Raw genomic sequence first — 10,994 nt, 5'->3', positions numbered from 1 at the left:
GTGAAACAAAATGACACAGAAAAAAAACATAAAAAACGCACTAACAATGCTAATAACCTTTTTACTAATAATAACAACTGCGCAAGCAGCCACACTGAACTGCCAACAAACAACAAGTGCTAGCATATCAATACCTCAATTTTCAACTTCAAACATTGAAATAAGATGTACAGCAAGCGGTGGAACAGCAGCAAATGTTCAAATAACACCAAACATCAACCCTAGCTCAGGACTAACGCTAACAAACAGTCAAACAATGAGCACATCAATATCTGACCAATCCTCAAGCACCGCAAAATGGACTGTGTCAGGAGACTCACCAAATACGTACGAAGTCTCATACACCATAAGTAGCAGTGCAACAAATGCTTGGTCAGGAGCAGATGAAACCGCTGTAACAGTCACAAGTCCCGCCCAACTAACAGTAGAATACCAAAACCCGCCATCAGCATACGCTACTGGAGATTCATTAGATATAAAAATATCCAACATAGGCGGTACAACTGCAAACAATGTAAAAATAAAACTAAACACAGAATCAACAAGAAGCTTTCCTACAAGCATAGCAGCAGGAGCATCAGCATCATACAGTTGGTCAAGCACCACAGGATATGACGCAGCTGATACATATACAACATACGTATATTTAGGAGACACATTACAAGATAGCGTTACAACAATAGTATCTGGAGATGATGACTCAGACACAGGTGAAACAACAACGCCAAGCACAACCCCTTCAGGAGGACCTTCAGGAGGGCCAGGAGCTACAATACTAAATGATGAAGAACAAAACGAAGAAGAAACAACTCAAGAAGAAACAACCCAACAACAAAAACAACAAATAATAATCGATGAAGAAGAAATAACATTAGAAAACTTAATGCCTAAACAAGAAATAAGAAAACAAATAGAAAACGAAAACATAGACGTAGAAGAAATAATGCTAAAAGTAAAAAATGAAATTTCAAACGGAAAAATAACCTTAAGAAAATACTCAGAAAAAACAGAAGACTCCCCGAATTTTGAAGGAGAAACATACCAATACTTAGAAATAAACGTTGAAAACATAAAACAAGAAGACTTAGAAACCGCAAAAATAAAATTCAAAGTATCAAAAACTTGGTTACAAGAAAAAGGAATGATAAAAGAAGACGTAAGATTATACAGATACACAAACCAATGGGATGAACTACTGACAACATATTTTAATGAAGACGAGAATAACTATTATTTCGAAGCAGAAACACCAGGATTCAGCTACTTTGTAATAGGATCTATAACAAAACAAGAAACACAAGAACAAACAGACCTTGCAGATGAAACAGAAGAAACCCAAAATACGTTATTTAGCAAAATACAAAGAAACCCATTGCCTACAATAACAATAATAATTGTGTTGTTAGTTGTGATAGGATTAATAGTGTTCTTAGTGCATAAAAAACAAGATACAAAAAAAGAAAAAAACACAAAAAAACACAAACAAGAAAAAGAACATGCTGAAAAAGAAGAACACAAAAAATAAATCACACCAAAATACTTTTTTTTTTAATAATTTAAAACTATTATTTTTTGAGGCATATTAAATGTCAAAAGAAGAAAAACCTTACATAATAAAACCAAGTCTCTTAAATGCTTTACTACCAACATTCATAAAAAGCTTCTTTATATCAATAATACTAACAACAATACTTTACATATTCATCTTCCTACTAAAACTAACAGGACTAAATATTATGATATTTGAACTAGAAATAATAGTCTTAATTTCGCCCGTGATAATATTAACAATAGTGCCTACCACAATAAGAATTATTATGCTAAAATGCACAACATACAAATTTTACAACCATTACGCAGAAAAAATATTCAAATTCATAATAATAAGAAAAAAATCAACTCTATACTCAAAAATCACAAACATAACAACAAACGTAGATCTTTGGGATAGAATAAGCAAGGCAGGAGACATAATATTACATACTGCAGAAGATTCAACACCAGACCTTACACTAAAATACGTAAAAGAACCAGAAAATGTAGAAAAACTATTACACAACTACATAAAAAAATAATTATGTTCTATTAGATCTTAATTTACCAATAAGTCTTTTCAAATTTTCATTTTCTCTTATCAAATTAAGCTTTTCTTTGTCAGCCAACTCCAAATTCTTAGCATGCTTACTTAAAACAAAATCTTCTTTTCTAATACTTTTTGAAATATCAACTAAATCACCAAGAATCCTGTTCAAATAACTCAAAGAATCTTTGCTTTCAACAATATCCTTTTCAATTTTCTTATATTCATTAGCAGTTTTAGACAAATCCTTTAATTGATCCTTTAACTCAAATTCTGCCTTCTCACCAAGTTTTTTTTGAAGATTACTTTCTAAAAATTTAAAATTATTAATTCTTTTCTCAAACTCATCATTTAAAGCACCAAGTCTAGACAATTCATCACTCAAAGACAATTTAAAAGAATCAAAACTTTCAACAACATCATTATGAACATCTTTTAATTTAACATCAAAACCAGAAACAAAACCTTCAACAGAATTTAGCTTTACTTTTAAGCTTTCATTAAAATTCTCAACATCCTTTAATCTGCTGTCAAAAACATCCAATTTATCCTTAATTTCCCTCAAAAGCTTACTTGAACCAATCATAAAAACTCAACCTCAACACTAAAAGCATCCACAGTAGGATACTCCTCGACTAATGCAGGAACCAAACCTAAAGCTTTCAAATCCTCACATAAATCTTCGCACAATTCCGTACTCATACAAAGCCTCAAATGCAATTCATCCAAAAAAATATCTTCTTCTTTCAAATCATAACTTTTCAAAAGCTCACTCTTCATATTAGACAATTCATAAACAACTTTAAATCTGTTCGCCTCTAAAATACGTTTCTTAAAATCAAAACCAGGCTCCAAACCAGAATAATAAGCAACACCCCTAATCAATAAACCTTCACTAGTAACAAAATCAAAAGTTTTCTTAGCATTCTTAGCCCTTCTTTTCAACCTATTTCCAACCTGAACACTATCTTTCAATTTACCGGTACAAAAATGAACAGGTAATCCTTTAGAACGACCGTATTTAATCAATTCGAAACCCAACTCCCTACTTCCAATAACGCCATAAGTAGTATCATTTCTCTGCTTAAAACCCATTTCATCCAATTTATAATGACTAATAGTAGTATCACTCCTCTCTAATTCATTCAAATTCAAAAAATCAACTTTGTCAACCATAAAATCAATCAATTTCTTACTTTCAGCTTCCTTTCCAGGAACACAAGGAATCTCAACACCAACACTCCAATCAAAAGCTTTGGCTAACTCCAAACGCTTCCAAAGTTTATCATCATCAACCATAGGATGAAAACGAATTTCATCTAAACCCGCATCAAACAATTTTTTTAAAGAACTTTCAGTGACTAATGTCAAAGGAGTATAGAGATGAATGTGAAAACTTTTACCAAACTCATCTTTTAAAATACGAATATATTTACAAGTTCTCTTTAAATCCGCCAGAGGATCTCCTCCTGTAATGCCAGCACCCATTGCTTCAGTAAGCCTAGCTTCCTCAAGCATCTCCAAAGGATTATTAGGATCAAGAACTTGCCACTCATTAGCATAAACAACATCTGCACCAAATTTATCTTCGCTAACAGGACAATAAAAACAACGATTAGGACACTTACCTGTAACAAATAAAACAAGTTTCTTACCTTCAACACACATACTGCACCCAGTACATAAATTCCCTGCTTTCCATGAATGAAATTTCGTCTTTTCAGCTTCCATAACATAACAGAAAAAAAGACCAATTAAAAAAGTTAACTAAAAAAAGCTTTTTACAAACAATTTAACAAAAAAATTCTTTGCCTGTAGATAATAAACAAAGATTCACTGGTCAAACCGGCTTAATATTTATAAATGATCTGAACATTCATTAAGAAATGGGAGTCTTTGAACAAGTCAGTGAAAAAAGCGGAGATTCTTTAGTGGATATTGCACTGGATGCTTTAAAAAAAAATAAACAGCTAATTGTCTTTGTAAACACTAAAAGAAGTGCAGAAGCAGTTGCTGAACGCCTTTATAGCAAGGCGTTTTCTACTAATGACGAGTCTAAAGATTTAGAAACATTATCTGATAAAGTTTTACATGCACTTTCCAATCCTACAAAACAGTGTAAACGCCTTAGTAAAACCTTACTTAGAGGTGTTGCGTTTCATCACTCAGGTCTTAATTCTTTACAAAGAGATTTAATCGAAGAAGGTTTTAGAAACAAAACAATAAAGATAATTTGTGCTACTCCAACTCTTGCGGCAGGCGTAGATTTACCTGCAGGTCGTGTTATTATTCGAGATTTGAAAAGGTACGGAGGTGTCTGGGGGATGAGTAATATTCCTGTTCTGGAATATGAACAACAAGCTGGGAGAGCCGGACGCCCAAAATTTGACAAAACAGGTGAAGCTGTTTGCATTGCATCAACTAATAGCGAAAAAGAAGACATTTGGGAGACTTATGTTAAAGGTTTTCCTGAAGAAATATTATCTAAGCTAGCTGTTGAACCAGTTCTTAGAACATACATTCTTAGCTTAGTTGCCACTAAAATCGTAGGTAGCATGTCTGAACTGAGAACATTTTTATCTAAAACTTTTTATGCGCATCAATATAAAGATTTATCCAAATTATTTTCAATTCTTGACTTAATGGTTTTAAAATTAGAAGAATGGGAATTCATTATTTCAAATAATGATAAAAAAACAAAGAACAAAGAACAAAGATCAGAATACAAATCTTTAAACACTGATTTTATGTCTGCTTCAGACATCTTAAATAATGAAAATAAAGATTTTGAATTAAAAGCTACAAAACTAGGAGAAAGAATTGCTGAACTATACTTAGATCCCCAAACTGCTAATTATTTATTGCTTTGTATGCAAAGAGCTAATGATGCAAAAGTTCTCAAACCTTTTAGTTTTTTGCAAATGGCTAGTTGGACTTTAGAAATGAGGCCTCTTATTCGCACTAGACAAAAAGATATTCCCTTAGTCAACTCCAAACTTGTTGAAGAATCTGGCAGTTTTTACTGTTTAGAACCTGATGAGTACAACGAAGAATATGATGAGTTTCTTGACAGCATTAAAACAAGCATTGTTTTAGATTCTTGGATTGATGAATTTGGCGAGGACAAATTATTTGACGAATACAACGTCACTCCAGGTGAATTGAATTCTAAACTTGACAGAATGGATTGGTTATTGTTTAGTTGCTATGAACTTAGTAAAATTCGAGGATTTAGAGAAATTAGCAATTTTATTTTAAAGTTAAGAATCAGATTAAAGAATGGTGTACGCGAAGAATTATTACCTTTGCTTAAGTTAAAAGGTGTTGGTCGTGTTCGTGCTAGAAAACTATTTGCTAACAGCGTCAAGGATCTTGGCGACGTTAAAAAAATTGATATTTCCAGCCTTGCTTCTTTAATCGGCAAAAAACTGGCTTTGGACGTAAAAAAACAAGTTGGCCAAAACTTATCAGAAGATAAAATAATTGTCAAACCAAAAAAAAGAAAAGGCCAAATAAGTCTAGAAGATTTTTAATGCAATAAATATGAAGATAATTTGATGGCAGCGACGATAAAAATTATGGAAACAATAAACACACATTATCTATGCTACTTTATGAACTAATATGTTAGTAAAACAAATCATATTTAAATATTTGAACGGAAGTTTTATATTCAAAACATTTTTTCAAAGAAATTAAAATGATAAATAATTTATTGAACTTTGAGAGTGTAGATATTTGTGACGAAGTTTCTTTTTTTTTACCTTCTAAAAAAAAGCATTATTCAGGGTTAGTCCATGAAATATATAGGAATCCTCAAAATCCTTTCAATCTATCAGAAAATTATGCTAAAATTGATTTCTTTATAGAAACCGCTAATGGTGAAGAATTTAAACGAATTGTTTTGAAATACGACGAATTAAAGGTTGTTGAAAAAAGTGATTTGATTTCCTCTAAAAAAATAGGGTCTTTAATCAAACAATTCCCGTTTGAAAATATAGCTTTTTTTGATAATGAATTCATTTTTCAAGGTATCTTGAGCGGCTTACAATATGATTATGTCACTGGCATGCTAAAATTAGAATCCACTAGCAACAATAGTTTAGAAGAATTGAATTCAGAACTTTTTCTGAATATAGAAAATAATTACGGCAATTTATTTAATCGTGATTCTGCCAAAGAAATTGACAATCCTATCTCAAATTATTTCATGTACAGTTTATGGCTTATTGTTAATGATTATGGTGTGATTAAAGAAATTTCTAAAGATGATTCTTTTTACAAAAAACCTCATAAGTTTTCTATTCTATCAGATAATACAGATTTTTGAATCTTATTACAGTAATTTTTTGCCCCGGCTTAAACTCTATTGTAGCATCCAAATTATACTTAATAGGAATACTTTGATACGTTTGAGGATCCATTATTTCTAATTGGGGATAAATTTTTGTTACTCGCGTCTTATATTTTTTAACAGGATTTATTTCATCTAATTCCTGTTGTGTTGGTTTAAATGTATATTTTTTTCCTGTCTTTAAATTGGTTGCAGTAATTATGTTTTTTGTCCCCGTTATTTGTAATGGTTTATTGTCGTGTATTATCACATCTTTTTTTGCAAACTTAGGTAAAGTTAATAATGTGTTTATTCTGTATATGTCTTTGCTCTTTTGCTTATTGTAGCTGAATAATTGAGCATTTGTATGCATTATTCCTCCATAATTTCTTTGTATCTTTAAAGCTATATGTTCTATCACTTTCTTTTTCTGAAAATAAATATCTAAATAATTTTCTTTTTCCTGTATTTTATTTATCATGTACCTCTCAGGATCTTTTGAAATATATTTTTGTATGTATGCTTTAACTTCAGGAGTGCTGTTTCTTATTTGTAATATTCCTTCATAATATTCTGAATCTACTTTTGCTACTTGAGGGCTTAAAGTTATTTCTGTGTTTATAGGTATTTCAAATTTTTCTTTTTTATATTCTATTTGCACAGGCAAATCTTTTTGCATTCCTTGTTGTAAAAGAATTTCTTCGTATTGTTCAAGTCCCTTAATTATTTTTATCTTTTGTTTTGTTGATTCTTCTACTAATTTTTTTGTCAGTTTTTTTAAATCTTCAAATTTTGTCCATTTATTTCTATAAAAATATCTCTTGCTTGGACATAATTTTATGTTGATAGGTTTTATTTCTAGTTTAATTACTCTGCAATTTTCGCAGAACTTTCCTTCAGTTATTATTTTTCCACATTTTGGACAAAATTTTTTCATTATAGATGTAAAATTAAAAGATTATTTAAATGTGTTCTATGTTTCTTGGACTTATGAAGCTTAAGAAAAACAAAAAAAAGTCCAATTTTAGAAAAATCTGGGATTTTTTATTCAATAATGATGGTCCTTGGGGCTGGATTATTGACGTTGTTATTGCGTTTCTAATTATAAAATTCTTAGTTTATCCTGGCTTAGGCTTACTTTTTGGCACTAATTTGCCTATTGTGGCAGTTATTAGCACTAGCATGGAACACCCTCAAGGAAATATGTGGTTTGTTGAGGACCAAGCTTATTGTTCTACAGGCAAATGTACTCAATTAGAATGGTATATGGAACATAATATTTCAGAACAACAATTCAAGAATTTTCCTTTCAAAAATGGTTTTAACAAAGGAGATCTGATGGTTTTAGTAGGTTCCAACATCAACAATACAGATATTGGAGATGTTATAGTTATGTATAGAACGGGAGGGACTCCTATTATTCACAGAGTCTATGATAAATTTGAACAGAGCAGTATGTATTTTTATAGTACTAAAGGAGATAATAATCCTGGTTCTCTAAAACCTCCTAGTAGCAATTTTGATGAGACTAGAATTTTAGAATCAACAGTTGCCGGTAAAGCAATTTTTAGAATTCCTTATTTAGGTTGGATTAAACTTGGATTTAGCGATTTACTTGGTTTGTTTGGAGTTAGAATAGCTTAAGGTGTTAATTTCATGAATAAAAAATCTGAAGTTTTGATTGTTTTTGCGCATCCCAGCAAAGAAGGTCATAACGTCTTGATTTTTAATAATGTAAAAAAACTTCTTAAAGAAAAAAATTTGAACTATTCCGTCGTTGATTTATATAAAGACAAGTTTAACCCTGTGCTCGAGGATACTGAGTTGTACACACAAGGAAAAAGAGAACTTTCCAAACAAGTTTTCAATTATCAAAATTTAATTAAAGAACACGAAAAATTAATTTTTATTTTTCCCATTTGGTGGAATGGGCCCCCTGCTATTTTGAAAGGTTTTTTTGATAAAGTTCTAACAGGAAGATTCGCTTTTACTTACAAAGAAATAACTAGAAACTTATTCATTCCTATAAAACTATTAATAGGGAAAAAAGCAGCTGTTTTTTATACTACTGGTTCTCCTAAAATTGCTTTTGAAGGATACTTAGGAGGAAGAGGCAGAAAAGTTGTTTGTAAAGACATTCTTGGATTTTGCGGTATTAAAAGTAAAGGTTTTATTCTAGATAATGCAAAAAAAATCGACGAGAATACACAAACTAGAGTTTCTAAACTTGTAAACAATGGCTTTAATTGGTTGTTAAAGTAAAATATTTTTAAATGAGTGTTTTTTTCTTTCAATATCAATTGTTGATAGGGGATATAGTGTAGTTTGGCTATCATTGGCGGCTGGGGGCCGTCAGACCCGGGTTCAAATCCTGGTATCCCCATAACTAATTTGTTTTTTTTGTTTTTTTTTTATGGGGGTGGCTGTCCAGAGCGTTAGTGATGATACTGGTATCCCCATAACTAATTTGTTTTTTTTGTTTTTTTTTTATGGGGGTGGCTGTCCAGAGCGTTAGTGATGATACTGGTATCCCCATAACTAATTTGTTTTTTTTGTTTTTTTAGAGGATATTTTAGTAAGTGTTTTAATGTTTGTTTTGTATTTGTTTTTGTTTTTGTAGTTAGATGTTTTAATATGTTTTTGTATGTATTTCTGTATTTTTTTAGCAAAACTATTTTTTTTCATAGACATAAAGACATTTCTAATAAAAAACATGGAGTGCCGCACATTAATTCAACGAATTATCCAAAAAATTCCCAAAAATAAAACATCAAAACAGAAAAGAATGAATTAAAATGGGCCCGCGGAGATTTGAACTCCGGACCTCACGATGTCTTTCACTTGCGTTCGGACCATTTCCGTTCCACAAATGTATCAGTCGTGCGCTCTACCAGGCTAAGCCACGGGCCCGCATATTTGTTTCCATTTTGTTACACTTTGATGCTTGCATAACAAAAAATCATAAATGCCATATTCATATCGAACTTAAAAGTGCTTTAAAAACTTTTTTACTAATACGAACTATGGTGAACTAACATATATTTTTAAAAATATGCTTTATTATTCATTTATTATTCATTTATTGTTTGTTTCCTGTTTTGTTTTGTTCTTTTTTTTGTTTTGTACGCATTTATTCGTATCAAAATGATATTTACTCAAATATTTCGTCCTTAATGCTTGCTTTTCATCACCCATAATTGCAGTTCTGCTTCTCGACGAAAAAAACAAAAAATTTATAAAGAAAAACAATGATTTTATATGTTGGGAGAAGGAGTCATAGGACAAAACTAAATAGTGTTAAGAATAGAGGATAATATAGCGCTGTTTGTAGTCTGATGGCTATTGGTGTTTCATGAAAAAACACAGTGTTGATAGCATACAATATACAGTAGCAATAAGTATAATTTTAGTAATATTTCTAGTTGCACTAGTGCTAACCAACGACTCATTCCAAAGCAATTTCTCAACAGGACTAACGATTCTTCCCATAGAACAAAGTCAACAAATACAAATAAACCAAAACTTCTCCCAAAACTCAACCATTAACATAACAAAACAGCAAGTAACAAGCATAAAAATAACAGGAGCTTACACAGGAAATGAACCAATAAAAATTTTAGCAATTACAGATAGAGGTAATCTTACAATACTAGAAAAAACTCAAACACAAAACCAAACGTCCACAAACTTAATAACAGGATTTGTAACAAAAGAAAATGAAAATAACAAAAATAAACAAACAGAAATTAATATACCCTTGCCCAATACACCAATAGTAAATCCCGAAAACCCAGAAAATTCTACGATAAATACAACAACATCAAATACTACAATAAACGAAACGGTAAATCAAACAAACACAGGGACAAATACGTCGACAAATGAAACAAATACTACAAAGAATGAAACAACAAACAATCAATTAAACAACACACCAAATCTAACTAATGCAACAACAAACACAACAACAAACGTGACTACTAACGAAACAATAAATAAAACCAATACTACGCTCCAAATAAACAATGAAACACAAACAACATATACTTTCGAACAAGAATGTCAAGAAACCTGCAGTCTACAATCATTAAACTTACAAAATATACAAATAATGATTACTCAAGGAACATTGCAATTAGAAACAATACACCTCACAACAACAACCAACCAAACAATACAGCAAATAAAAAACATAGAAAACCAAGAAATAATAACAAATCAGCAAATAACACTAAACCTATCAGAATACTTTCAAGGACAAAATATTTTCTACGACCTTCAAAGCAGTCCAGGATATAATTATACATTTGAAAGCTTGGAACTCAACAATCCAAATCCCGAAATACTAGTAATAACTCCACTAAAAACTGGAATATGGCCAACAAAAATATATGCAAATAGCCAACAAACAACACTCACAAGCAACGAATTCAATGTGACGATAATTGAAGCTTCCGAAAAGAAAGATAATAAAACGCAAAAACCAGACAACAAAACCCAACCAATAACTCCAACAACACCAACAACACCAAACACTGAAAAAATACCACAAAAAATACTACAAAAACTCCAAGAAAAAGG

The 10,994-nt window shown here is 31.0% G+C and carries 10 protein-coding genes and 2 tRNA genes; 8 read left to right on the top strand and 4 right to left on the bottom strand.

Annotation, left to right across the window (positions count from 1 at the left end; all coding sequences use genetic code 11):
- The first annotated feature begins 10 nt into the window (after window positions 1–10).
- Window positions 11–1,525 carry a PGF-pre-PGF domain-containing protein gene (locus tag K9L97_03425; protein ID MCF7872060.1) on the top strand — a complete coding sequence of 505 codons (1,515 nt, stop codon included), beginning with the start codon at window positions 11–13 and terminating at the stop codon, window positions 1,523–1,525.
- A gap of 61 nt (window positions 1,526–1,586) precedes the next feature.
- Window positions 1,587–2,075, top strand: coding sequence for a PH domain-containing protein (locus tag K9L97_03420; protein MCF7872059.1), 489 nt, complete (start codon window positions 1,587–1,589; stop codon window positions 2,073–2,075).
- Here the strand turns inward: K9L97_03420 and K9L97_03415 are convergent, their stop codons facing one another.
- Together K9L97_03415 and K9L97_03410 are read right to left on the bottom strand one after the other, a co-directional pair.
- Entirely contained in the window at window positions 2,076–2,666 is a 591-nt protein-coding gene (locus tag K9L97_03415; protein MCF7872058.1) for a hypothetical protein, read from the bottom strand.
- Window positions 2,663–3,811 carry a radical SAM protein gene (locus tag K9L97_03410; GenBank protein MCF7872057.1) on the bottom strand — a complete coding sequence of 383 codons (1,149 nt, stop codon included), beginning with the start codon at window positions 3,809–3,811 and terminating at the stop codon, window positions 2,663–2,665. The genes K9L97_03415 and K9L97_03410 overlap by 4 nt, the downstream gene beginning before the upstream one ends.
- A 155-nt stretch (window positions 3,812–3,966) precedes the next feature.
- Between K9L97_03410 and K9L97_03405 the strand changes: the two genes are divergently transcribed.
- Together K9L97_03405 and K9L97_03400 are read left to right on the top strand one after the other, a co-directional pair.
- Window positions 3,967–5,613 (top strand): hypothetical protein, encoded by a 1,647-nt coding sequence (locus tag K9L97_03405; GenBank protein ID MCF7872056.1) that lies wholly within the window; start codon window positions 3,967–3,969, stop codon window positions 5,611–5,613.
- Window positions 5,614–5,780: 167 nt separating this feature from the next.
- Entirely contained in the window at window positions 5,781–6,410 is a 630-nt protein-coding gene (locus K9L97_03400) for a hypothetical protein (GenBank protein MCF7872055.1), read from the top strand.
- On the opposite strand, the gene K9L97_03395 is transcribed toward K9L97_03400, so the two are convergent.
- Window positions 6,382–7,350: a hypothetical protein gene (locus K9L97_03395; protein ID MCF7872054.1), complete on the bottom strand. Its 969-nt coding sequence runs from the start codon at window positions 7,348–7,350 to the stop codon at window positions 6,382–6,384. The genes K9L97_03400 and K9L97_03395 overlap by 29 nt on opposite strands.
- A gap of 53 nt (window positions 7,351–7,403) precedes the next feature.
- On the opposite strand from K9L97_03395, the gene K9L97_03390 reads away from it, so the two are divergent.
- From K9L97_03390 to K9L97_03380, 3 genes are all read left to right on the top strand, one after another.
- A complete protein-coding gene (locus tag K9L97_03390; protein ID MCF7872053.1) occupies window positions 7,404–8,057 on the top strand; it encodes a signal peptidase I in 654 nt (217 codons plus the stop codon).
- Between the two features lie 12 nt (window positions 8,058–8,069).
- A complete protein-coding gene (locus tag K9L97_03385; GenBank protein MCF7872052.1) occupies window positions 8,070–8,675 on the top strand; it encodes an NAD(P)H-dependent oxidoreductase in 606 nt (201 codons plus the stop codon).
- A 47-nt stretch (window positions 8,676–8,722) separates the two neighbouring features.
- A tRNA-Pro gene (locus tag K9L97_03380) sits at window positions 8,723–8,796 on the top strand.
- 413 nt (window positions 8,797–9,209) lie between these two features.
- Here K9L97_03380 and K9L97_03375 read toward each other — a convergent pair.
- Window positions 9,210–9,323 (bottom strand) — tRNA-Ile (locus tag K9L97_03375).
- A 442-nt stretch (window positions 9,324–9,765) separates the two neighbouring features.
- Between K9L97_03375 and K9L97_03370 the strand changes: the two genes are divergently transcribed.
- A partial coding sequence (locus K9L97_03370) for a hypothetical protein (protein ID MCF7872051.1) occupies window positions 9,766–10,994 on the top strand: 1,229 nt, incomplete at its 3' end.

It is taken from the genome of Candidatus Woesearchaeota archaeon, assembly GCA_021735165.1.
Lineage (GTDB): Archaea > Nanobdellota > Nanobdellia > Woesearchaeales > 21-14-0-10-32-9 > JAIPET01.
This window is presented reverse-complemented; position numbering and strand designations above follow the sequence as displayed.

What these genes read in the sequence shown, in the direction of transcription:
- K9L97_03425 (MCF7872060.1), top strand. Translation starts at nt 11, where the DNA reads ATGACACAGAAAAAAAACATAAAAAACGCACTAACAATGCTAATAACC.
- K9L97_03420 (MCF7872059.1), top strand. Translation starts at nt 1,587, where the DNA reads ATGTCAAAAGAAGAAAAACCTTACATAATAAAACCAAGTCTCTTAAAT.
- K9L97_03415 (MCF7872058.1), bottom strand. Translation starts at nt 2,666, where the DNA reads ATGATTGGTTCAAGTAAGCTTTTGAGGGAAATTAAGGATAAATTGGAT.
- K9L97_03410 (MCF7872057.1), bottom strand. Translation starts at nt 3,811, where the DNA reads ATGGAAGCTGAAAAGACGAAATTTCATTCATGGAAAGCAGGGAATTTA.
- K9L97_03405 (MCF7872056.1), top strand. Translation starts at nt 3,967, where the DNA reads ATGGGAGTCTTTGAACAAGTCAGTGAAAAAAGCGGAGATTCTTTAGTG.
- K9L97_03400 (MCF7872055.1), top strand. Translation starts at nt 5,781, where the DNA reads ATGATAAATAATTTATTGAACTTTGAGAGTGTAGATATTTGTGACGAA.
- K9L97_03395 (MCF7872054.1), bottom strand. Translation starts at nt 7,350, where the DNA reads ATGAAAAAATTTTGTCCAAAATGTGGAAAAATAATAACTGAAGGAAAG.
- K9L97_03390 (MCF7872053.1), top strand. Translation starts at nt 7,404, where the DNA reads ATGAAGCTTAAGAAAAACAAAAAAAAGTCCAATTTTAGAAAAATCTGG.
- K9L97_03385 (MCF7872052.1), top strand. Translation starts at nt 8,070, where the DNA reads ATGAATAAAAAATCTGAAGTTTTGATTGTTTTTGCGCATCCCAGCAAA.